This window comes from Treponema sp. OMZ 790, assembly GCF_024181285.1.
Lineage (GTDB): Bacteria > Spirochaetota > Spirochaetia > Treponematales > Treponemataceae > Treponema_B.
Genome location: NZ_CP051201.1, coordinates 2965678 through 2989122 on the forward strand (window position 1 = coordinate 2965678; position 23445 = coordinate 2989122).

At 37.3% G+C, this 23445-nt stretch carries 26 protein-coding genes; 5 read left to right on the plus strand and 21 right to left on the minus strand.

Translation table 11 applies throughout. From position 1 onward, the window contains the following. Nucleotides 1-7: 7 nt before the first annotated feature. The 3 genes from E4O01_RS14015 to E4O01_RS14025 all read right to left on the minus strand — a co-directional run bounded on the left by E4O01_RS14015 (nucleotide 8) and on the right by E4O01_RS14025 (nucleotide 3203). The gene (locus E4O01_RS14015) at nucleotides 8-1255 is read right to left on the minus strand and encodes a Crp/Fnr family transcriptional regulator (RefSeq protein WP_253692917.1); all 1248 of its coding nucleotides are present in this window, start codon (nucleotides 1253-1255) and stop codon (nucleotides 8-10) included. A gap of 114 nt (nucleotides 1256-1369) precedes the next feature. Beyond that, nucleotides 1370-2770: an IdeS/Mac family cysteine endopeptidase gene (locus E4O01_RS14020; RefSeq protein WP_253692918.1), complete on the minus strand. Its 1401-nt coding sequence runs from the start codon at nucleotides 2768-2770 to the stop codon at nucleotides 1370-1372. A gap of 85 nt (nucleotides 2771-2855) precedes the next feature. Continuing rightward, nucleotides 2856-3203, minus strand: coding sequence for an Ig-like domain-containing protein (locus tag E4O01_RS14025; RefSeq protein ID WP_253692919.1), 348 nt, complete (start codon nucleotides 3201-3203; stop codon nucleotides 2856-2858). Nucleotides 3204-3277: 74 nt separating this feature from the next. Between E4O01_RS14025 and E4O01_RS14030 the strand changes: the two genes are divergently transcribed. The 5 genes from E4O01_RS14030 (at nucleotide 3278) to E4O01_RS14050 (ending at nucleotide 11011) form a co-directional block, all read left to right on the plus strand. After that, nucleotides 3278-4513, plus strand: a complete 1236-nt coding sequence (locus E4O01_RS14030; RefSeq protein ID WP_253692920.1) for a M20 family metallo-hydrolase — start codon at nucleotides 3278-3280, stop codon at nucleotides 4511-4513. 19 nt (nucleotides 4514-4532) lie between these two features. Then, nucleotides 4533-5549: a KamA family radical SAM protein gene (locus E4O01_RS14035; RefSeq protein ID WP_253692921.1), complete on the plus strand. Its 1017-nt coding sequence runs from the start codon at nucleotides 4533-4535 to the stop codon at nucleotides 5547-5549. Nucleotides 5550-5694: 145 nt separating this feature from the next. Then, nucleotides 5695-6522, plus strand: coding sequence for a sigma-70 family RNA polymerase sigma factor (locus tag E4O01_RS14040; protein ID WP_253692922.1), 828 nt, complete (start codon nucleotides 5695-5697; stop codon nucleotides 6520-6522). A gap of 63 nt (nucleotides 6523-6585) precedes the next feature. Further along, entirely contained in the window at nucleotides 6586-8808 is a 2223-nt protein-coding gene (locus E4O01_RS14045) for a peptidase U32 family protein (RefSeq protein WP_253692923.1), read from the plus strand. Nucleotides 8809-8872: 64 nt separating this feature from the next. Further along, entirely contained in the window at nucleotides 8873-11011 is a 2139-nt protein-coding gene (locus E4O01_RS14050) for a methyl-accepting chemotaxis protein (protein ID WP_253692924.1), read from the plus strand. Between the two features lie 23 nt (nucleotides 11012-11034). Here the strand turns inward: E4O01_RS14050 and E4O01_RS14055 are convergent, their stop codons facing one another. The 18 genes from E4O01_RS14055 to E4O01_RS14135 all read right to left on the minus strand — a co-directional run bounded on the left by E4O01_RS14055 (nucleotide 11035) and on the right by E4O01_RS14135 (nucleotide 23435). Then, nucleotides 11035-12417, minus strand: a complete 1383-nt coding sequence (locus tag E4O01_RS14055) for a small ribosomal subunit Rsm22 family protein (protein ID WP_253692925.1) — start codon at nucleotides 12415-12417, stop codon at nucleotides 11035-11037. After that, on the minus strand, nucleotides 12401-12727 hold the full coding sequence (locus E4O01_RS14060; RefSeq protein ID WP_253692926.1) for a MerR family transcriptional regulator: 327 nt from the start codon (nucleotides 12725-12727) through the stop codon (nucleotides 12401-12403). Before E4O01_RS14060 ends, E4O01_RS14055 begins: the two co-directional genes overlap by 17 nt. Nucleotides 12728-12763: 36 nt before the next feature. Continuing rightward, nucleotides 12764-14203 carry a ribosome biogenesis GTPase Der gene (gene der / locus E4O01_RS14065; RefSeq protein WP_253692927.1) on the minus strand — a complete coding sequence of 480 codons (1440 nt, stop codon included), beginning with the start codon at nucleotides 14201-14203 and terminating at the stop codon, nucleotides 12764-12766. Continuing rightward, nucleotides 14190-15974, minus strand: coding sequence for a phosphoenolpyruvate--protein phosphotransferase (gene ptsP, locus E4O01_RS14070; RefSeq protein ID WP_253692928.1), 1785 nt, complete (start codon nucleotides 15972-15974; stop codon nucleotides 14190-14192). The genes der and ptsP overlap by 14 nt, the downstream gene beginning before the upstream one ends. 204 nt (nucleotides 15975-16178) lie before the next feature. Next, nucleotides 16179-16976, minus strand: coding sequence for a hypothetical protein (locus tag E4O01_RS14075; protein ID WP_253692929.1), 798 nt, complete (start codon nucleotides 16974-16976; stop codon nucleotides 16179-16181). Between the two features lie 13 nt (nucleotides 16977-16989). Next, nucleotides 16990-17586, minus strand: coding sequence for a hypothetical protein (locus E4O01_RS14080; protein ID WP_253692930.1), 597 nt, complete (start codon nucleotides 17584-17586; stop codon nucleotides 16990-16992). Nucleotides 17587-17646: 60 nt separating this feature from the next. After that, nucleotides 17647-18111 carry a hypothetical protein gene (locus E4O01_RS14085; RefSeq protein WP_253692931.1) on the minus strand — a complete coding sequence of 155 codons (465 nt, stop codon included), beginning with the start codon at nucleotides 18109-18111 and terminating at the stop codon, nucleotides 17647-17649. Further along, nucleotides 18111-18470, minus strand: coding sequence for a hypothetical protein (locus tag E4O01_RS14090; protein ID WP_253692932.1), 360 nt, complete (start codon nucleotides 18468-18470; stop codon nucleotides 18111-18113). Before E4O01_RS14090 ends, E4O01_RS14085 begins: the two co-directional genes overlap by 1 nt. An 84-nt stretch (nucleotides 18471-18554) precedes the next feature. After that, nucleotides 18555-19184, minus strand: a complete 630-nt coding sequence (locus tag E4O01_RS14095; RefSeq protein ID WP_371819663.1) for an IS3 family transposase — start codon at nucleotides 19182-19184, stop codon at nucleotides 18555-18557. A 3-nt stretch (nucleotides 19185-19187) separates the two neighbouring features. Then, the gene (locus E4O01_RS14685; protein ID WP_256484053.1) at nucleotides 19188-19313 is read right to left on the minus strand and encodes a hypothetical protein; all 126 of its coding nucleotides are present in this window, start codon (nucleotides 19311-19313) and stop codon (nucleotides 19188-19190) included. 89 nt (nucleotides 19314-19402) lie between these two features. Next, nucleotides 19403-19711, minus strand: coding sequence for a transposase (locus E4O01_RS14100; protein WP_253692934.1), 309 nt, complete (start codon nucleotides 19709-19711; stop codon nucleotides 19403-19405). Between the two features lie 252 nt (nucleotides 19712-19963). Next, nucleotides 19964-20113, minus strand: a complete 150-nt coding sequence (locus E4O01_RS14105) for a hypothetical protein (RefSeq protein ID WP_253692935.1) — start codon at nucleotides 20111-20113, stop codon at nucleotides 19964-19966. A gap of 172 nt (nucleotides 20114-20285) precedes the next feature. Beyond that, a complete protein-coding gene (locus E4O01_RS14110; protein WP_253692936.1) occupies nucleotides 20286-20540 on the minus strand; it encodes a hypothetical protein in 255 nt (84 codons plus the stop codon). A gap of 158 nt (nucleotides 20541-20698) precedes the next feature. Further along, nucleotides 20699-21181 (minus strand): hypothetical protein, encoded by a 483-nt coding sequence (locus E4O01_RS14115; protein ID WP_253692937.1) that lies wholly within the window; start codon nucleotides 21179-21181, stop codon nucleotides 20699-20701. A 129-nt stretch (nucleotides 21182-21310) separates the two neighbouring features. Then, nucleotides 21311-21910: a hypothetical protein gene (locus E4O01_RS14120; protein ID WP_253719297.1), complete on the minus strand. Its 600-nt coding sequence runs from the start codon at nucleotides 21908-21910 to the stop codon at nucleotides 21311-21313. A 1-nt stretch (nucleotide 21911) separates the two neighbouring features. Then, nucleotides 21912-22214, minus strand: a complete 303-nt coding sequence (locus E4O01_RS14125; protein ID WP_253685711.1) for a tetratricopeptide repeat protein — start codon at nucleotides 22212-22214, stop codon at nucleotides 21912-21914. 40 nt (nucleotides 22215-22254) lie between these two features. Beyond that, the gene (locus tag E4O01_RS14130) at nucleotides 22255-22989 is read right to left on the minus strand and encodes a hypothetical protein (RefSeq protein ID WP_253692939.1); all 735 of its coding nucleotides are present in this window, start codon (nucleotides 22987-22989) and stop codon (nucleotides 22255-22257) included. An 8-nt stretch (nucleotides 22990-22997) separates the two neighbouring features. Next, nucleotides 22998-23435, minus strand: a complete 438-nt coding sequence (locus E4O01_RS14135) for an Imm12 family immunity protein (RefSeq protein WP_253692940.1) — start codon at nucleotides 23433-23435, stop codon at nucleotides 22998-23000. Between the last annotated feature and the right edge of the window lie 10 nt (nucleotides 23436-23445).

Below are 23445 nucleotides of genomic sequence, written 5' to 3' on the forward strand. Positions count from 1 at the left end.
TTCCGTTCTACCAATATCCGCCGTTTTTTGCCCGGGCATTTATACGGGATTTTTCAATTTCCTGCATCTTTTTAAAATAAGCAGCCTGCTTTGAAAGTTCCAGCTCATCAGTTATAGAAATTTTTGATCCGTCACATCGTACTATGGGCTGTTTTAAAAAGCGTGTAACGGCTTCCGATACTTCTTCTTTTGGTATACCGCACATATTTGCCAACTCAACAGGTCCGAAGTTAAAGGTGTGGTACTTGCCTTTAACGGGCTTTATTCTCAGTTTTTCTAATTGAATGGCAAGCATGTCGTACATTTTTTCGACGGGGTCTTTGATGAGAGTATTGGCAAGTTGTTTATACATTGCCCATATTCTATCGGCAAAGGTTGTAGTAAGGCGGGCGATAAGTTGCGGTTGAGTAGAAACCATTTGATTAAAGTTTTGGCGGTTAACTGCTAAAAGTTGGCATCCTTCTTCAGTAACTATTGCACTGGCCGAACGGGGTTTGTTTTCCAAAAGAGCCATCTCGCCGAACATATCCCCTTCTTTTAATACAGCCAAAAGAACTTCATTGTTATCAAGAATTTTTGTTATTTTGACATGGCCTTTTTGAATTATATAAAGCTCGGTTCCTGACTGGCATTCACAAAAAACCATGTGCTCTTTATCATAGAGCCTTATCATTTGATTTGTAGGAGGCTCAAGTACTTGCATAGGAATTTTTACGCCCATGGCCTTAATAGCCATCACTCTTTTTTGGGCTGCATCTGCAAACTCTCCCTTAGGCTGAGCTTTTAAATAGTGATAGTACGCATAAAGCGCCAAATCAAACTTTGACATCCTTAAATAGTATTCGCCTATCGTAAACAGGTGAGAGATACCTGTTACGGCATTACGTTTTAGTGTTATTCTGGTTAAAGCTTCATCTAAATATCTCATCTTTTTTGAAAAAGAATAGATGATTTTCATTGCGACGGAAGTATTTTTTTCAATTAGATGGGGAAATTGACCATAGGGAACAGAAATCAAAAGTGCATCAGTTAAAGCTATAGCCGTTTCTATTTGATTGTGCCCTGACATGCAGGAAACTACGCCTAAAAAGTCGCCGGGACCGAGAACATTGCCGCCTTCTTCAACAACAACCTCATCTTCCTTGGCAACTTGAACTTTTCCGCTTTGTATTATATAAAAATGATCTGTGTCCGACTTTCCCTCTATGAGAATATATGAGCCTTTTCTAAAATTCAAAAATGACAGCTGTAACAACTTTTAACCTCTCATACCTTTTATGCATTTAAATAAATTCCGTCAACTGCACACATATAGTATATTTTGAAAAAGTCTAATTGTCAACCTAGTTGCCTAAAATAGTTACAGGTTTTACTTATGAGTATCAAAGAATTTTTTAAACTGTTCTTCGCCCTTATCCAAGGTAATAACCGTATCTATGTATAAATTTTTATCATATGCATTAAGATCGAATCTCATAATGTAGGGATTCTTTCTAGGCGAATCCTGATAATGGATGCCCCATGCGTTTATTATATTGCGTGAATCATTTGAATCGGCAATATAAATTGCAATAACATTGTCCTCGGCATCAAAAGCTGCACCCCATAAGGTTATTCCGTGCCAAAACTGGTCTCGGTCTCTTCTTACTGCAAAACCTATAGCTTTTTTAGAATCCAAAGCATTTTTAATCATGTTTTCAAATTCGGTTTTTGAGTGTACCGATTTTTGTTCTATTAAACCGCTATCCTTGTTAAAAATTTCTTTAAACAGGGCAGGAGCTTTCGGCCGGTAATTTAGCGGCTGTTCATAAAGATACCATTTAATACCCGAAAACATATCGCCGCCGGCATTTTTAAAGTTTTTGCTGAATACGGAGGCTATTGAGCTTTTTGTGCTTTCTTTAGAATCAGGCAGCGACCTGTCATACGAAACATCATAAAGAGAGGTGTCGCCTTGTAATGTTTTTTTATATTTTTCTATATTCTCTTTGTTTTGCTCAAACCACCAGTGGAGCATATTTGTTGATGTCTTTGCCCAGCATGCATTTGTATCAGGTATAGCCGGTCCTGCTGTAACAGGCTGCACATATGAGGCTTTGCGGGCATTAAAAAAGTTTGTACTTGCAGTTTCTGTCCAAGTAAAAGCATAGGGTACGGCAAGCTGGGTATCGTTATTGTATTTTATCCGGGTTTTTTCTGATTCGGTTGGAGGAGTTACTCCATGAACCCAGCGTATTTTTACGTTTGGAGGATTTGTGTTTTTGGCTTGAATTATTTTTACCGTAAAATCTTTTTGGTTTTTTCGTCCTTCAGGTTTACCGATATATTTACCGGTTTTTTTATTTTTAAATTTGACATATGCGATTTTATCCCATGGAGTTTTGTTTTCGGCAAATTTGAAATTTATTATGTCCTTATCATCGGCAGAATTATCCACCGTAAATGTAAGCCAATTTACATTACCTTGAATTTCAGGTGTATAATCTAGTTTTCCGTGTAATGTTTTTACGGCAAAAGAAGTTTGTCCGGGATTACTGCTGCCGTAATTTAAAGGCTTGTCATCAACTATAATTTCAGGTCTTTTTTTAACCTTAATGGGAATAATCAATTTTACTTCGGGATTACTCTCCGATTCCACGATTATGTTGGCGGTTCCCGCCTTTTGGGCTCTTATACCTTGAACTCTATCAGGCCATGCAATCTCGGTATTGTCCGATTTTATCGTATAATTTTTATTGGTGGCGCTAAAAGGTTCCAGTTCTAAATTCAAAGTTAAAATATCCCCGACCGTTAAAAACATCGGAATTTCGGCAGTGTTTATAATCCTTATTACCGCGACAGGTTCAGGCTGAACTTCAACCGTAAGATCTTTTTTTTATGTTGTTCCCTGTGCTTACGGTGATGTTGGCTCTGCCCGGCTTATGGGCGGTTATTAAACCATCCTTATCGATTGAAGCGGCCGGCTCATTGTCGGAGGCAAAATATAGCTTTTTATCTGATGCATTTGCAGGCAAAATATAGGCATTGATTTTGTGTGTTTTACCTTTTACGATGCTTATTAATCCTGTATCCGAATCGATGTTTATGGATGCAGGAGGAATTTCTTTATTTCTTTTTGCAAGAATCGAATTTAAATTATCGCTGCAAGAAAATGAAATGGAGATTATAGCGATTATAGAAGTTATAAATATTTTCTTTTTCATACATATTAAGATACAATTTTTTTAATATTTGTCAAATGATTGTATATTTATTTTTTTTTTGATAAAATACGTAAATGAGTACCTTAAAAAAAATTACCGATTTTATTGAATCCAAAACAGACGATATTATAGGATTGGAAAAACTTTTAACTTCAATTCCTGCAATGGCTCCGGAATCCGATGGAGACGGAGAATTAAAAAAATGCGAAGCCTTAGAAAAATACTTAAAAGAGGCAGGTTTTACCAATTTTGAAAGATTTGACGCTCCCGATGAGAGAGTTTCTTCAAAGATACGCCCCAATTTGATTGTTACCGTTCCCGGAAAAAACGACAAGGAAAGGCTCTGGATTATGAGCCATCTGGACGTTGTTCCTCCCGGAGACTTATCCAAGTGGGAAAATGATCCTTGGACCGTAATCGAAAAAGACGGAAAACTTATCGGGCGAGGAGTTGAAGACAATCAGCAGGGCATTGTTTCTTCGGTTTTTGCAGCCTTGAGTTTTATTAAATTGGGAATCACCCCGGAGCACACGATTAAGCTTTTATTTGTTGCCGATGAAGAAGTCGGCTCGCAATACGGTATTATCTACCTTCTTAACAACCACAATCTTTTTACAAAAGACGATTTGATTCTTGTACCGGACGGAGGAGATCCTAAGGGAGAAACAATAGAAATTGCAGAAAAAACAAGTCTTTGGCTCAAAGTTATCACAAAGGGAGTCCAAACCCATGCTTCAATGCCGAACACGGGAAAAAATGCCTTTGTTGCGGCCTGCGACCTCGCCCTCCGCTTAAACGATCTGGAAAATCTCTTTAACAAAAAAGACGATTTATTTTCGCCTAATTATTCTACCTTTCAGCCGACTAAAAAAGAAGCCAATGTACCGAATGTAAACACAATTCCGGGAGATGACGTTTTTTATGTGGACTGCCGCATTCTTCCATCGTATGATGTAAATGAGGTCTTAAAAGAAATGCAAAAAAGAGCTTCAGAGGTTGAAAAAAAATACGGTGTTACTATCAGGCTTGAATATGATGAACCGGAAGCCTCTCCTGCAACGCCTAAGGACTCAAAGATTGTAAAAGTTCTTTCATCTGCCGTAAAAAAGGTAAAAGGAATTGAAACTTCTATAATAGGAATAGGAGGCGGAACTGTAGCAGCCTGCCTTAGGGCCAAGGGCTTTAATGCCGTTGTTTGGAGCTCCCTTGATGACAGCTGCCATCAGCCCAACGAGTATGCATTTATCGATAATATCGTAAGCGATGCAAAGGTTATGGCAGCCTTGATGTTCGGCGTCGAAAATATTTAAAACCTAAAGCACTTAAAATATGAGAGAAAAAAACTGGAGGGAATTTTCGGCTGCCGAAACGGCAGACTTTGAGCAACCCGTATTAATTTCCTCCGCTTTTCAAAAATTGATAGAAGAAGCCGAACCTGAAGATGCACAAGCTCTGCGCCGGCAAGTTGAGCCTTCCGTCCATGAAAAAACAGCCTGTCCTTACGAAACCTCAGATCCGCTCGGCGAACAAAAATACTGCATAAGGCCCTATCTTGTTCACCAGTATGAAAACAGGGTGCTCCTTATAACGACGGGGAAATGCCTTTCATATTGCCGCTATTGTTTTAGACGGGGACTTACAGCCCGCTCACAAAACTATATTGGGGTTGAAGAATTAAAGGAAGTTACGGCCTACATCGAAAATAATCCTCAGGTGACGGAAATCCTCGTTTCGGGAGGCGACCCTTTAAGCGGAGGATTTGAAAAGCTTAAAACTGTTTTAAAAAGTCTTAGAGCAATAAAAAATGACCTTTTGATAAGACTGTGTACGAGAGCTCCGATATTTGCTCCTGAGCTTTTTACGGAAGGGCTTTTACAACTGTTAAAAGAAGTAAGGCCTCTTTGGTTAATACCTCATATAAACCATCCTGCAGAGCTAGGAAAGGAGCAAAAAAAGGCTTTAAAGACTTGCATTGACTCGGGTATACCTGTTCAGAGCCAAACTGTTCTATTGAAAGGTATAAATGATGATGAAAAAACTATGGTAAAACTTTTTCATAGCCTTGCCTGCATGGGCATAAAACCGGGTTATCTTTTTCAGTTAGATCCTGCAGCAGGAACCTCTCATTTTCGAGTTCCCTTAAAAGAGGCTTTAACGCTTTGGGAAAAGACGGCGCCGAGGCTTTCAGGTCTTTCAAGACCTCAGTTTGCCGCAGACCTTCCTGAAGGGGGCGGTAAATTTCCTCTTTCGGCGCTTATCTATTCCAAAAGAATAATGGAACAAAAAGAAGGCGGAGCTTTTAGCGCTCTTGGCGTAGATAATGTTATACATAAGTATACATATTGATGTATACAAAAATATACAGTGTCTTTTTTAGTGTTAGGTTTTCCTGTCTAAAATCTTTATAAAATTTAATAACTCCATTATTGCTATAAGAAAAAAGGCAAATCTTAGCATGACTTTTGCTTTGATTTTTATGAGGTAATAATTTATGACGGAAGATCTGCTTTTACAATACATAAAGGATAGTAAAAAATATCCTCTTTTATCAGCCGAACAAGAAGCAGAATTAGCCGATGAAGTAAAAAAAGGCAATGCAAAGGCGGTGGAGACTCTTGTTACATCAAACTTGAGGCTCGTAATAAAAATGGCAAAACGGTTCAGCTCTAATGAAGCTCAAATTCTGGAATTAATTCAAGAAGGAAATATGGGCTTGATGAAGGCTGCCCGTAAATTTTCAAAATCATTTAAAGTGCGTTTTTCTAGTTATGCTGCTTGGTGGATAAAGCAGTCATTTTTGCGGTATTTAAATTCAGCCGACAAAATTATAAAACTTCCTGTACGCAAAGAGCTTCTTATGCGCCAGTTAAGTCAAGAAGAAGAAAGCTATAAAATAAGATACGGAACTTTACCTTCTTATCAACAGCTTGCAGAAATAATGAATGAAAAGATAGATATTATAGCTCAAGTAAAATCTTTTAACTATGGGGAGGTATATAGTTTAGATGACCCCGTCGATAAAGAAAATACTTCGACCCTATATGACTTTATTCCATGCAATACCTATAATCCTGAAGAAGAAGTTATAGACAATGAATTCAAAGAAAAATTAAATAAGTGTTTGGAAATACTTAATGACCGCGAAAAAGATGTTTTAAAAAACAGATATGGCCTTGACGGCATTATGACCTCAACTCCGTTTGCAGTCTTAGGAAAAAAATATTCCATTTCGGCAGAATCCATCCGCCAAACTCAGCTTCGAGCTTTAAGAAAGCTAAGAGCCGATAGAAATAAGATTAAGGCCCTGGTTTCGGTGTAGGTATTTTTTTTGCCACCTGATTTTTTTTGTAAAATGTGGTACAATGGGGCTAGAGGTATAAACATGAACATAGAACTTTTAGCTCCGGCAGGGAATACTGAAGCCCTTGATGCCGCCATAAACGAAGGAGCCGATGCCGCATATTTAGGCTTAAAAACTTTTAATGCGCGTATGCGCTCCTCCAATTTTGCATGGAGCCAATTTGAGGCAACCGTAGACAGTCTCCATAAAAGGAATAAAAAGGTCTATGTTACGGTAAATACGGTTTTAACCGAAGAAGAAACCGAAAAGATGTACCGCTTTTTAAAATACCTTGACTCGATTGGGCCTGACGGCATCATTGTTCAAGACTTGGGTGTCGTTCAAATGGCTAAAACACATTTTCCAAAATTAAAGCTTCACGCCTCAACCCAGATGAATATAGCTTCTGCCAAAGCTGCGAATGCTTTGAGCCGCTTCGGAATATCACGGGTTGTTTTAGCCCGGGAGCTTTCATTAAAGGAAATCGAAGAAGTAAACTTAAACACCTCCTGTGAGCTTGAAGTCTTTGTGCACGGAGCCCTCTGCGTATGCCAATCGGGGCTTTGCATGTTTTCTTCATACCTCGGAGGAAAATCGGCGAACCGCGGAATGTGCGCCCAAGCCTGCCGAAGACTTTATACGGCACACACTCCTCAGGGCGACAAAGACGGCTATTATTTTTCTCCCCATGATTTGCAGCTAATCGACTATGTTCCCGATCTTATAAAGGCCGGGGTTTCTTCATTTAAAATAGAAGGAAGAATGAAGAGCGCCGAATATGTGGGAACCGTAGTTTCGGCCTACCGCCATGTAATCGACAATTGGGAAAACAGCAAGAAAGAAGCCGTCGAAACAGGCCGCCGAATTTTAGCCGGAGACTTTGCCCGCAAAAAGACTAGCTTTTTATTTGTTTCTTCAAAGGCCGAAGAAATATTAAACCCGAATCAGGCGGGCGGAACGGGCATTTTTTTAGGAACGATAGACAAAACCGCTCAATTTAAGATTAAAGAAGTTGAAGGGAAGACTAAAGAAGACCCGATGCGCAAGGTGCACTATGCACTTTTAAAAGGAGGCTCTTATACTCCGGATTTCGGAGATTCGATTAGGCTTCATACAAAGGACGACCGCGGAAGGGAAAGCTGGAAAATTCAAGATATAAGAATTGAAAAATCGGTTTCAAAAAAAGGCGGGCCGACAGAAGAAGTATGGATTCAGGTTCCTGCCGATTTTGGAATCGGGGACAGTGTTTACCTCTTACAGACCAAGAGCATGAGTAAGCGTTATGCCCCGGTGCTGCCCAAAAGTTTAAGTCCTTTTAGAAAAAGACCGGGAGACGATAAACTGCCCGAACTTAAACTCTATCCTGAATTAAGCGCTGCCGAAGCTAAAAACAAGCAAGAAGACAAACGAGGTAAAAAGATTTTAAGTAAATCCAATATAGACATTTTCCCTGACGGCCTCTATGTGCAAGTATCTTCAATCAGCAGCCTCCACACAATTCTTTCCGATAGGCCTGTACGGGTTATTATAAACCTTAACGAAGATACAAAGGAGGCCTTAGCCGGCACAGGAAAAATCGATAGACCTCTTCCTTTCTCAAAACGTGAAATTTTTATTTCGCTCGATCCCTTTGTGGGACAGGCTGAAAGCGATGAACTTGAAATCTATCTTTTGAGTCTTATCGAAAAAGGCTTTACTCAATTTGTAATCAACAATCCCGCTCATATTACAATGTTAAAGAACAAAAACTTGAACCTTGTTGCCGGCCCCTATCTTTACGGCTTTAACCGATGGGCCGTAAAATGGCTTCAAGAAAACAATATTTTGCAGTTTGTTTCTCCAATAGAAAACTCGCAAAAAAACCTTGAAAATGTTTACGCTCCGGGTATGAGAAAGCAGGTTTTAATTCCGGTTTTTGCTTATCCGGCTTTATTTAGAATGCGATTTACTCTTCCGAAAACTTATGATTTTTTGTATTTTTCCGATAAACAAGGAGAGGCATTCAAAACTTTTTCGACGCCGTCGTCTTCTTTTGTATTGCCTGAAAAACCGTTCTCAATAACCGATCGTATCGGAGCTCTTGAAAAAAAAGGGTTTGATAAATTCCTTTTGGATTTCTCCCATACCGAAATTGAGCGCACGGAATATAGGTATATTGTAGGGTCTTGCCGAAAGGGAACATTACTTGAAGATACTTCCAGATTTAACTGGAAGGAAGGTTTTTATGATCCGGCAAAGATTGAAGCCCGTAAATCAAAATTATAGAGATATTTAATATTCTTGACATTTAGGGGCTTTTTTTACTATAATTATGCTTAAAGGAGTCCACATGTCAAATACAAAAAGTACCTCAATCACATTTACGGGAACAGTGAAAAAGCGTTTTTATTCTGTCGGAACAAAGCTTTTGTTTTTTACTATTGTGTTGCTTTTAATCCAATATGCGGTAATTGCATACAAAGATTGGAGAAGTTTAAAAAAATTTTCTCAAAATCAAATACAAATGATGGCCGACTTAAAACATTCTGCATTTAACCATGAACTGAGTACCTATGAAATAATGGGGAAAATCCTATTAGATACTATTTCTAAAAACGATCAAATTATCGAAGCCTTTGCCGAAAGAGATCGGGTAACTCTTACTGAACTGACCTCTCCATTATTTGTAGAAATGAAACATAAGTACAGGGCTAAACAGCTCCATTTTCATACGGCTCCCGCCATTTCATTTTTACGGGTCCAGAATCCAAAAAAATTCGGAGATGATCTTTCAAGTTTTAGACAAACCGTTTTAAAAACAAATTCCGAAAAAAAAGAAATATACGGATTAGAAATGGGAGTGAGCGATTTAGGTTTTCGAGTTGTTAAACCTCTTTTTAATAAAGCGAATAAGCACATAGGTTCAGTAGAATACGGCGGAGCAATCGATAATGAATTTATAAAAGAATTTACTGAAAGTTCTACTTCGGATGTATTGTATGGAGGTTTACAGGTAAGCGTATATGCCCATACTTTAGAAAATGAATATAAGATAATGGGATCTAACTTTGAAAGCGATATAGCGGAAAACTGTGAATCGATAATGGAAAAATTTAACTACAATGAAAATTTTATCAATATTGAAGGAATTAATGCAGCCGCTTATTATCCTCTTTATGATTTTTCGGGAGATAAGATAGGCTTTGTTAAATTTTTATATTCTGTTGAATCCATTCAAAAAAGCCAAGCAAACTTTTTTCTAAAGACGACTGTGATTTTGCTGTTTATATTCATTCTCTTTGTTATAACCATTATAATATTTACAAAAATCTTTATCATACGGCCGGTTAACAAGGTTATCGATAAACTTAAAGGTATATCCGAAGGCGATTTAAGGATTCAGTTGAACGAAACGGGGAATGACGAAATAGGAAAACTGACAGGATATTTTTCAAATACGATAGAAAAAATAAGTTATATGATAAAATCCGTTTTGATGCATTCAAATCAAATAAAAGAAGTAGGCGAGGTTCTTGCAAGTAATGTAACTGAAACGGCAAGCGCAATACATCAAATCAGCCAAAATATTGAATCCGTAAAAACTCAAGCTATGAATCAAAGTTCCAGTGTAAACGAGACGGCCGCCACTATTGAGCAGGTAATAAACAGGCTTGGAGAGTTGGACAGCGACATTGAAGTGCAAGCATCAAGCATTGAGCAGTCCTCTGCGGCAGTTGAGCAAATGGTGGCCAATATAGCTTCCGTCACAAATAATCTTGAAAAAAACAACACTCTTATTAAAACCGTATACGAACAAACGAAGCACGGTAAAGATGGGGCAAGGTCTGCAAATGATGTTGTAGAGCAAATAGCTTCTTTATCGGCCTCCTTGCTTGAAACAAGTGAGATTATTCAAAATATTGCAAGTCAGACAAACCTTTTAGCTATGAATGCTGCAATTGAAGCGGCTCATGCAGGCGAAAGCGGAAAAGGGTTTGCCGTTGTTGCCGATGAGATAAGAAAACTTTCCGAAGAATCAAATATGCAGGGTAAACAGATTGGTGAAGTTATGAAAAAATCTACCCAGATTATCGAAAAACTTACAGTCGTAGGAAAGGAAGCAGAAAATTCTTTTATCAAAGTATATGAATTGGTAAATCAAATTTCCGAGCAAGAAGAGCTCATGGTTTTTGCAATGAAGGAACAAGAAAACGGAAGCAATGAAGTTCTGCAGGCAATAAAAAATATAACTGCGATTACCGGTGAAGTTAAAAACAGATCGGTCGAAATGCTGTCGGGAGGAATTAAGGTTTCGGATGAAATGCAAAAACTTCATACGCTTACAAAAAATATTACCAACAGCATGAACGAAATGTCTGCCGCTGCTTCCGAGATAAACAATTCAAGTCAGGAAGTGAGTGCTATATCACAAAAAAACAAAGACAGTATTGATCAATTATCTGTTGAGGTAAACAAGTTTAAAGTATAAGATTTGCCGAAGAAAACTTGTAATTAAACCTGAATAATCAAAGCACCGGTTTTTCTGTCATGGAAGAACCGGTTTATTTTTTCGCTTTCAATTTTTATGAGGGAGCCGTCTACGTATTCTTTAAGTTTTGACCTTGCTCCTTTTTTTTCGGTTAAGAGTAAAAAGCCTTTTTCGGAACAGGCGTAACGGCCGATCTTTCCCTCGCCGAGTTTTATTATTTCGGAGCTGATGCGTGCAAGGAATTCTTTTTTATTCTCAACTTGTTTTGTTTTTTCGGTCCGGCAATATATAAACGAAAGACTTGCTCGAGTCTTTTCGAGCTTTGCGGCTTCAGAAAGCTCAACAAGTTTAGAAGGAGCGTCATCTGCATAAAAAGAAAAATGACACCACTTGTCCGAGGCTATAGGATATTTTATATCATTTTTTTCAGATACTTTTTTCCCGGGAATAGGACAGATTCCCGCGTGCGGACAGGGAGAAAGGATCTCGCATTTTTTTTCGAGGAAGTTTTTGCGTAAGGCTGAAACGAATTCGCCGGCAAGGGGAATGCCGGGCTCAATTACTAAAGCGGCACCGTCTTTTTGAAGATAGTGCAGGATTGTTTTTGCAGCTCTTTCAGCTTCGCCTTCAACCTTAATTGAAGAATCCCAAAATATTTCGTTAAACATATTTGCACTTACAAAAAGCTTTACCTTCTCTTTTAGCGGAAGGCCGAAACTGCCGTTCAGCTTTGTTAGCTTCCAGTTTGAAGCCTGCTCTGTTCCGCACTTACTTTGATTTGTAAAGTCAACAAGAGAATTAAACAAGGCCTCTCCTGCCGCCAAGGCCTTCCCCGAAATATCGGCACAATACCAATGAAGTTTTTTTGTACGCAGTTCAGGCTTGGCAATCCAAAAAGCACACATGAGGGTCATAGGCCCGCAGCCGAAGTCGGCAATTACATCTCCGTCCTTTAAATCAAAATCAAGATTGCCTATCAATTTTGACATGCGCACCAAGTTCCACCACATGTAGTGGTAAATATAAGCCGTTAATTTTACGGAATTGTTTAGGTAATTTACTTTTCGGGAACTTCTTTCATTTGTAAGTTCGTGGAAGAGGATACGGATATCCCTAGGAATCAAAGCGGTTTGCTTTGAAGAAAGTTTAAGAGCATCTTTTATGATAAGGTCAAAGGAATTTAAAAGACGATTTGTGTTCTCATCATTTTCTTTAAAAATATTTTTCCCCGTATTTTTTGTTTTTACAATCTTTATAGGAAAATCATCCCGAGTATTTTTCTTTTCGGTTCTTTTTTCTTTATTCGAAGTTTCATCAAATTCTTTTTCTTTCTTTTTTTGATGCTGAAATTTTGCTTCATTCTTCTTTACAAATTTTTCATAAAATGGTTTATTTTGTTCCGTCATTTTTTTCTTCCCGTATAATTTCGTAGATACTTAAAAGTTGATCCCTAAGTTCGGATATTTTAGCTGTAACCGAGCCTTGAGCTGCACTTTGATTTATTATCTCGGCAGCAGCACCTTCAACCGTGTACTTCTTTTTATTTATTAAATAATCCAACCGATAGATGATTCCCAAATCATGTGAGCTGTACAATCTTCTTCCGCCTAAATCCTTTTTAGGCTGCAAGATAGGAACGTTATCTTCCCAATATCTTAGAGTATGAGACTTTACTCCCGTAATTTTTTCAACCTCACCTATCGAAAAACTTTTCATTACCAAAACCTTAAATTTAATTTGCGATGCTTTGCTCTAAAGCCTTTCTTCCCAGCGCTTTCGGCTTCCCTTAACTTTTAACAAAATGGGAATCATTTCAAAACCCAAATCGCTTCTGATTTTATTTTGAATATAGCGCATATAGGATTCCGTCACATAATCGGGCCTGTTTGAAAACAATAAAAACTCAGGCGGGCGGGAACCGGTCTGCACAATGTACTTAAAGGTAAAAGCTGTTTGACGGCCTTGCGGAGGAGGAGCTGCCTGAAGCCAATCTTTTAAGGCAATGTTAAGGGCTGAGGTTTCTATTTTTTTATTCAGCTGCTCGAACATTTTGACGGCAGTATTTAAAAGCTCCTTAATTCCCGTTCCCTCATTTGCCGAAATTGCAAGCACGGGAGCATAGTCCATTTTGCCGAACATAACCTTTATTCTTTCTTCCTCATCCTTAAAGGCTTGTTTTGTTTGCTCCATCAAATCCCATTTGTTTAAAACAAAGATAACGCCCAGCCCGCGGTTTGTAGCCTGTACTATAATTTTTTTATCCTGTTCTGTTAAGCCTTCTTGAACATCTATCATGTGAAAAACTATGTCGGCATTGTCCATGCTTTTAATTGCACGCACTACGGAATAATATTCTATATTCTCGTTCACCTTTGCCTTACGCCTTATCCCTGCCGTGTCCTGAATCACAAACTTTTTATTTTTATAAGAAAATTCGCCTTCAACAATATCGCGGGTGGTCCCTGCAACATTCGAAATTATCGAGGCGGAAGAATTTGTAAGATAATTTGCCAAGGTCGATTTTCCCGTATTGGGTTTACCCACAATAGTAATTCTTATTCCGGCATCTTCTTCAAACTCTTCTGCCTTGCTAAAGTCCAGTCCTTCTGTCAGTACTTCGGCCAAGTCTGAAATATTGTCGCCGTGTTCTGCACTTATGCAGGTCAAGGACTTAAAGCCGTAAGAGTAATAGTTACAAGCCTCTGCCATGAGCCTTCCGCCCTCGGTCTTGTTTACGGCAACAACCAACTTATTAAAATAGGGGCGCAAAAATTGAATAAACTCTTCGTCCTCAGCAGTTGCAAGCCCTGCATCAAGAAGAAGTAAAATCCTATCGGCCTTTTTTAATGTGGAAATAGTTTTTTCCATAACAAGCTCGTCGATAGTATCTTCTGTCTTTTCCCCGCTCCTGGTCAGTTTAAAACCGCCCGTATCTACAAGAAGAACAGGAAGACCGTTTACGATTGCCTGAGCTTCAACAGGGTCGCGGGTTACACCGGGAGTCGGATCAGTGATCGAGCGGCGCTTTCGTAAAAAGCGGTTAAACAATGTAGACTTTCCGACGTTAGGGCGGCCTACAATGGCTATCAGGGGAATGTTCTTATATTTTTTTTGATGAGAAAATTCAGGAACTTCCGGACTCTCATTGTTTATATTTTCTTCTTCAAAAAAATCGTCTTTATTTTTCGGCATAATATTTCTCCAATGTTTTTTGTACCTTTTCTTTTATTTGAGCTGCGGAGTTTAAAGTTTTAATTTCTTCATATAAGGCTTCCGCATCCTTGACATTTACAGACTGCATAAACTTTTGCATTTTTAAAATTTTTCCGGCAGGCATACTAAAATGCCGCAAGCCCATTCCTAAAAGCAAAAAGGCTGCATCTTCATGCGAGGCCATTTCGCCGCACATCGAAACCAAATGCCCTTCCTGCTCTTTTATAAATCTTTGTGCATTGATGACGTTTTTGATAAGGCGCAGGACAGCCGGTTCAAAATAGTTTGCAAGATAGGCAACCTTTGTGTTTTCCCTGTCTGCTGCCATCGTGTATTGAATAAGATCGTTTGTTCCGATAGAAAAGAAATCCAGATGCGGAGCATAGAGGTCGGCAGCTACAGCCGTCGAAGGAACTTCAACCATGATTCCGACATTGACCTTTTCAATTATTTTTTTTCCGGCAGCATTACATTCGAGCTTACATTCCTCAATTATTTTTTTAACTTCGATAATTTCTTCAATATTTGAAATCATAGGAATTAAAAGAAAAACGTTTCCGAATACTCCGGCTCTTAGGATAGCCTTGATTTGAGTTTTAAATACTTCTTTTCTGTCTATACAATAGCGGACTGCCCGCCAGCCGAGAAGAGGATTTTTTTCGCGTAAATGTTCTTGTTCGTCAATCATCTTGTCGGCGCCCACATCAAAGGTGCGGATAATTACCGGCTTTCTGCCCATTGCCTCAACAACTTTTTTATAGGCTTCAAATTGGGTATCTTCATCGGGAATTTTTCCGTCCTCTAAGAATAAAAACTCGGAGCGGAAAAGGCCTATGCCGTTCGAGACGGTAACGAATTTATTTTCAATTTCTTCGGGGAAGGCAATGTTTGCATTTACCGAAACCTTAACCCCGTCCTTTGTTGTAATCGAAAGGCGCTCGGTGTAGTTTTTTTGAGCTTCCAAGAGCTCCTTAATTTCAGCCTTTCTTTTTTCTATACGGACCTCATATTCTTTTATGAGGGCTTTGGAAGGGTTAAACAAAACAAAGCCGCCGTCCGCATCGAGGGCTGCAGGCATATTTGTTCTGGCAAAATCCATACAGTCTTTTACGCCCACAAGCATGGGGATATCCCAAGCGCGGGCCATAATCGAAATATGGCTGGTAACTCCGCCTTCTTCCATGATTATACCGCTCACTCCCGCATTTTTGACCAAGAGGGCTTCAGAGGGTTTTATCAGCTTGGCTGCAATAATCGCACCCTTGGGAACCTTTGTAAATCGGGAATCCCTCGGCCCCTGTTTGAGAAGATGGACAAAGACGGATTCAAAGGCATCCTGAATATCCACAGCCCTTGCACTCAGGTACTCATCTCCGGCTGATTTTAACATCGCAACGGTTTCGTCCAATTTTCTTTTTAAAACGGACTCGGCATTCATTCTTGTTTTTTCGATATTGGAAAAAACGGAATCCAAAAAGGCCGTATCCGACAGCATAAGAATGTGGGTAGAGATAATATCTTCGCCGGTCTTGTCGTTTTCGCTTTTTTCCCCATCCGAAGATGAGGATATTAATTCGGAAAGCTCGTTCTTTGCCTTTTCGACGGCTCCGGCCAATCTTGATTTTTGCGAAGCGATTTCATTTTCGGATATGGAATAAGACGGAATCACCGTTTCAGGCTGCTCCATCACACAATATAAGGGCCCGGCGGCTAAACCGTCGGAAGCTATGAGTCCGTTAAGTTTTTTCATACTATCTTTATTATAGTAGAAAATGAGGTGATTGGCAACTATTAGGAGGGAAAAGGTAAATAGCGAATTTACAACAAAGGAAACTTGTATAATAAAAGTAAACAAGTTTCAAGATAGTTGAAGCCGTCAGCATATTCTTTTGGAGGGAAAATCATTCGCCCAGACAGGAAATACTTTTTTAAGGTGTTTTGACTAACATTACAACTATCTTTCGAAGATGGTTTCCCAGCCTGTAATTTTTCCGTTAGCTGAATATTCAAGTGTACGTTTGTCGGCTCGGGAGCCCCATATCAGATTCTCCAAATGATTATCGCCAAATTCGTCTATCCACTCTCTGCACCATACGCTTTTGGCTTTGCCGACCTTTATGGCATTTGCCAATTTTGCCATCTCCATAACAAATTCTTCTATTTCCTGCTCGCCTTTTATATCTGCATAACGCTCGCTTATGTAAATATAAACTTCGATATGAGCTTTAAAATTGCTTATATGATCATTCGACGGGTCGCCGCAACCGGGCATATCAAAGATAAAATCGGGGTAATATCCGACTAAGGGATTTCTTATATTGACATCTTTTGATAGAGAACCGTTTACAGTGTTTCTATGAAAATAAATATATGAGTCGCGTTGGGGGAATTGCTTTATCTGCCAGTCGCCGTAGCTAAGTCCGCACGCTTTTGCCTGATTAATATCGTTAATCTGTTCGTTAAGATAGAGTGTACATATCTTTTCATTGTTTTTGCGATTCCATGTCAAAACTCCACCCAAAGGCGCATTTTTGCCGGTAATTCTGGGAACTCCGTTTTTTTCAATTTTAAGAATTCTATTTTTCATTTGCTCGGAGTGAATACTTTTACGAGGCAAACCTTTTATAAATTTATCAATGACTTCGTAGCATTTCATCCAATTCTCGGGATACTCCAAGCCTTGTAACAAATCTTCGACTTTACCGAGAATACAGTAACAATACCACATAGAATGTTTAGTTAATTCTTTCATATTCTTATTTTCCTTATAGTTTAATAGAACATACGTCTGCAAGAAACTTCATATTTCTTTCTTTTTTGATTAATCCGCTGTAATTGCCGAACTCGGGATAATCTTCATATAAGCCGTTAATATCAAGCGGCTCTTTGGTTTCATAATCCATTGTTTTTTTATTTATTTCGTCGTACTTGCGGTAGGCGGCATTGCCCTCCCTATCGAAAATAAAATTAATCCGATATTCTTCATTATCAAAAGATTTATCCCCGGGTGTATAGTAATTATACCAGACTTCATTTAAAAACAATTTCTTTTTCGCTTCGATTTCGGAAAAATGATAAGTTAAATAAGCACGTCCCACCTCATCCATAAAATTGACCCCTATGAATTCGTTTTTATGATTAATCTGTAAAAAAACAGCCGGGGTATCTTCTTCCAAGACAGTAACTTCATAAAGAAGACCGTCTTCGTGATTTTTTCGGGCTATATCTTCAATAGTCATCTGCCCTTTTTGAAACTTCTTAAAAAGTCTTGTTTTGTTCACCGTGTCCCAATATTCTATTGTATCGGATTCGGTTTTAAGTATGCCTTTCCACACATTATATCGTTGGTATATTATTTTCATATTTTTATCTCCTTTTGTTTAATTATAATTCCCGATTAATTATACCATTATTATAAACCTTTATAAAAACAATTTTATTTTTTCTTCGGTGTCTGCGGACACTCGTTCTTCCCGATAAAACCATTCGGATTTTTTATAGCTGTCAATCCATTGTTTGTCTCCATTCAGCAAACAGCTAAACTTATTCAGCAATCCTTTTTTTAAAATTAACAAATCATTAATAATTGATTCTCTAACCGTTTCCCCTAAAACAATCCCTTCTCTGTCCTTTTTATCAAACTTTTCCACAATAAAGCTATCACAATTTAATTGCACTAATTTTTTATCGTCATTCCTCATTATATAACTTAAATACGCATTAAATCTATCAATCGATACTTTTAAACCATAACTGTTTCTTTTTATAAGAATGGTTTCTATATCATTTAATTTTACAGTAACAAGTGAGAACTGCTCTATTATATCTTTATAATAGAAAGGTATCATTTCATTCAGTTCGCTCCATAAATTTTCCATTTGGAACATTAGTATATCTCCTCCCAGCCGTCATCTTGCGGGTCATATTTGGCAAATTCGCCGGTATCGGTCAATTCGTAAGCTATCAGTCCTACCTCGAAAATATCATCTTCGTCAGATGAAGCGGTAAAGAACAGAGCTTCTTCGGTAAGCAATGCAGTTCCATACTCTTCATGCCCGAATAACAAACCGTATTTATTTTTTTCTTGAAGCACATAATCGTATTCTTCCAATCTTGCTCTTAAACTGCAATACTGTTCCTCCGTGAAAGGTACTAAGTTTTCGTAATTATCAAAAAAGTTTTCATCATTCGAATGAAGTTCTTTTTCTTTAGTTTCAGTTCTATATAGGCTTATATCGTAACTCATTTTATATCTTTCTTTTGTTTAATTTGTAATTCATAATTCGTAATGAGGAATTGGTCTGAAACTTGTCAAGTATTAGTATACAAGTTAAATTGCTAATTTATAGTAAAAATCATTCGGGCATTGATAGCCGATGCTCGAATGAAGCCTCGCACCATTATAATAAAGCTCAATATATTTGACAATAGTCATCTTTGCTTCATCAAATCTCATATGCCGTATTGAAGGCATTTCTCGCTTTATCGTCTTCCAAACGCTCTCTATTGGCTGATTATCCTGCGGTATCCCTGGTCGGGAAACACTTTTGATAAAGCCCGCCCTTTCAATCAACTCTGTTGTTGCTTTTGATGTGAATTGAGCTCCTCCATCCGAATGATAATAAGGCTGTTCAGCAAGATGAGGATTCCTTCCATACGCCATTTTAAAAGCATCATGTACAATGCTTTCCCTCATGTGTAAAGCAATAGCCCTTCCTACAATACGTCTTGTTGCAACATCAATTATTGCGCAAACATAAAGCTTTCTGTTTGCTATCCTAAACTCGCTTATATCAGAGCACCACAGCTTGTTCGGCACAGTTATGGAGAACTTATCAATAATCAAATTCTGTCTCATAATTTTTTCTTTTGCCTGAACTTTCTTTTGTTGAATCTCTTTTTTAGTTTTCTTTCTACCTCCTTTTGCTATTAAACCATATTTTTTCATTATACGGCTGATTTTCTATTCACTCACCTTTATTCCATTATTGGCGAGCTCCTTTTTTATCCGTATCCTTCCTGAATTGCCGTCATTTCTTTTAAATGTTGAAACGATTGCTTTTTCAAGTGCAATTTCTTCTTCTTTCACCGCTCTTTTTTTTCGGTAATAACTGCTGCGCGAAGCTCCGAGTATTCGGCATACTATGCTCACTTTTTCTTTTGGAAAAAGTTTTTTGGTTATTTTAACCTGTTCTCTTCTTGTTCCGCATAGTATGCCCGAAGTTTTTTTAGGATTTCATTCTCCAGTTTCAAATACTCGTTTTCTTTTTGCAGTTTCTTTAGCTTTGCATCTTCACTGCGTAGCTTGCCGGAACCGACAAAAGCTTCATCTCCATAGGTTTCATACAGACTTATCCACCGATACAGAAGCTGCAAACCTACATTAAATCTTTCGGCTACAATTTTCACCGGCATCTTTGATTCAAGCACCATTCGGCACGCTTGCTCTTTCATTTCCTTTGTATAATTTTTGTAAACTCTTCCCATAATATTCTCCATTATACTTGTTTACTTTTATTATACAAGTTTCTATTAATTCTTAATTCCTAATTAAACATTAATATATGCTGGATAGTCATAAGGATGAAAACTGCCCTTTAATAAAATATACAAATCATTATTTCTATACACATACTTATTTATTATCCGCCATTATAATATATTATATATTATACCACATTTTTTTAATTTACATATACTTATTTTTTACATTTTCCCAAGTCGTTATTTTCACCAAAATTAATATTTTTCTTCTTCACCGCAATCCGAATGTTCCCAGCCGTAAATCCAGTTATCCGCTATTAAATGAAACAGTTCGTTGTCGGTTTTATCTTTCAGCAAGTTTAAAGCTTCCGCAACATCTTTCAACAACCAGTCTTTACTGTTCATAGTAAACCATGCTTCTTTCAGCTTGTTTTGAAACAGATATTGATGAAATAATTCTTTGAGATTTTTCTTCTCTTTAAACCAAATGGGCAGGTTCTGTGGATTTTCGATACAATCTATTTCGCCGATTTCGAAACTGCAAGCGTCGTTACAGTCCTCGGTTTATTTTCTCCGGTTAAAATTTGCAAGCAAGGGTTTGATGATTTACTTCATCGGTATATTCCGCTTTCCAGTAATGTACGTCATTGACTTCGGTATATGTTATTCCGGGTATGTTTTTTTGTACGGGAGTCAAAAAAGGTTTTTCAAGGAAAACAAACAAATGAGCCAGTTCGGTTTTAGAAAATCCGCCTGTTGCCGTTTCTGTAATGGTATTACCTGCATGTAATTCCAATTGCAATATTTCTTTTAAATCATCACTTAATAACATTATATGCTCCTTATTTACCATAAGTTCTCCTTTTCAGTTTGTAATTCTTCACTAAGCATTCACAACCCATTCTTTTTATTCTTCCGGTAAAGCATCGGAAAAAACTTTTCTAATAGTTCATCATACTAATTTCCCTATATTTTTATGTCATTCCAAAATTATGTCCGGTTAAATTTTTGAAATACATTGTTTTGTTTGCGGTCTATATACAAGGCGATTTCATCTTCGCCATTGGTTTTATAATTGTACCCGCAAACCTTTCCTACCAGTTCATTGCTACGTGTAGTTGTCTTTGTCTTACTTAAAGAAATAATCGGTTTTCTTTCCTCGTCGTTCAAACCATGTGTATAGGCCGAACCTTGAATAAATTTTCCTGTTTCAAAATATTTATCGCGAGTAACCCAATAGTTTATTAATTGATCTGCGTATAATTTATAATCGGCTGATATCTTTTCCCATCTTTGAAGTATGTCAATATATTCAGGATTAAAACGCGTATCATCAAAAAAATATTTTTCTCCATTCCAATCGAATTTTATAAATTCCATTCCAAAAGAAATATTGTCGAAAATCATAAAATCATCAACCCCTCCATTTCCCCAGACAGATATAAAATGTACCTTACCCGCACCTTTATCCATATCCTGCAAATCAACACTCATTAGCGGAAAAAAAGCGTTTTATAAATAGGGTGTGCTTTTTCAAAAACTTCATCAATACTTGGGAATAATTTCATCATATCCTCCTTATTTATGTATTATCTTTGATTATTAATTTTTTTCTTCGACCCGTGAAGAAAGTATTTTTGCACTTTCTGCAAATTTTGTATCTTTTAATTTGGCAAATTCTTCACGATAAGTTGTTAATACTTCAAAAGAATAATAATAAAAACTATAAAATAGATTACCGGGGAAAACATTTTCTTCCTCGTACCGGAGTAAATCATCTTCTTCATTATAAATTTCAGACCATAGATATTCTTCTTTTAACATATCTTCAAAAAGAGGCAAGGGTTCAGGATGTTCCAGTACTTCTCCATCGCAACAGCATTCAGCTATTACATCAAAAATTTCGAGAAGCCTCTCCACTATATAATCTGCATTTATGTTTGTTTCAGTTTGATTTAATGCTTTAATAAAAATTCTTCCAAGAAATACAAGAGCAAACGGAGTTGCATACCATAGAGTACTTTGATGTTCAATGTTTATTGAAATTTCATCTAATGCTTTTTCTATTTTATCCGATTCCTGCATATTATCCAATACTTCAAAATATTGAGGAAACAGAGTTGCTCTTGCATAAGTTGTAGGAAGACGATTCCAAGGAACATCATCTATTTTTAAGTTGTGAATATAAGAATTATTTTTCATATTACAGATTATATTTTTCAATTAACTCCATCAACACATAGGCAGTGTCAATTTCTTCTGAAAGTAAATCGTCAAACTCTTCTTCAAGTTCATCCTGCATATCGCAAATCCATGATAAAAATTCTTTTGCTTTTTCATAGTTTTGATGAATAAAATAATATTCACCCAAAATACATTTTGCAGATACCACACTGGCAAGATCATCATCCATTTCGATAACCTTATTCAAAGTTTCCAAGGCTTCATCATACAATTTCTTGTTTAGTTGAAGCAATCCTTTTTTTAGGTATAATTCTCCGTTCATATTTATCTCCTGCTAAAATAAGCATCTTATGTCTATTCTATCATTTTTTATTGATTTTTGTAAGCTCTGTAATTATATTGTCAAGTGTTTCAGAAACGGAATTAAAGCCGGCTTTTTTTGCGGCTGCCGGAGCTTTTTCCAATGCAAGTGCTGAGGCATCCTTTAAAGCTGCCGCATCTTTTAGCGAAATAAGACTTTCCTTTGCCGCGGTATTCTCCAAATAATCCGTAATAGTTCTATCGTCATTCAAAAGTGAAAAGCAATTGCAAATCATTATGCCGATATGAGAAAGTGTTATATAATCGTGTTTTTTCTGCATAAGCTCTATGATTATCGGCCAAACTTCGGAAGTTTTCTTTAAGTACCAAAGCAGACTTGCTGCGGCCTGTCTTACTGAAGCATCTTGGTGTACCAAAAATAATTCTCCGAGTTTGCAAGCTTTTATTTTGAATTCCATGTTTTCTTTTTTTTGGATAAAGGTTTCAGAATTTTTTACTAAATGAGCTGAATCAATATAACGCTCACAATACATTTTTATCAAAAATAAATATTCCCATAACAGCTTCGGATCTTTTTCGGATTGTATTACTTCAAACAGCTTTGTATAATTAGCAGCTTCTGAAAACCAATCCCTTATCGGATATGTATTTTTCGTGCCGACTTCCAAACAAGAGGCTTGTCTTAAAAACCTTATTCCTTTTGTTCTCATACTAATATCGTTGCTTTGAGCTTGCAGTAATGCTTCATCTAATGCTTCTTTTGAATATTTTATCATATTCTTTTTTATACCTCCGCTAAACTTTTAAGAACGATTTCTTTAAATAGTTTGCAATCGAAATTGCAGCCGGCAGCTTTAAGTTTTTTTTCGATCAGTTCACCTGAGTTTATCAATAAATTTTCCATAATCAAAATAAATTTCTTTTTTATCGGAAGAAGGGGTTCTAAAGTCCAATAATTTTTATCGATACAAAACTCCGCCGTATATTCTTTTTTTGTACTGGAATACCGGCTTACGCTAATACCGGTTTTTTCACAATAAGCGGAAACATCTGCGCCGATATACACATTGATTTTTATCTTATTAAGACCTTCAAAAGAAGATTTTTCAAAATGTTCTTTTAAAGATTTTCTCATTTTTATCATCAATGAATGAATGATTTTTGCTCCGTCAACCTCAGCCGTAATTTCTCCGCCGATTGCGGCACTCAAAAAAAAATCCATATATTGCTCG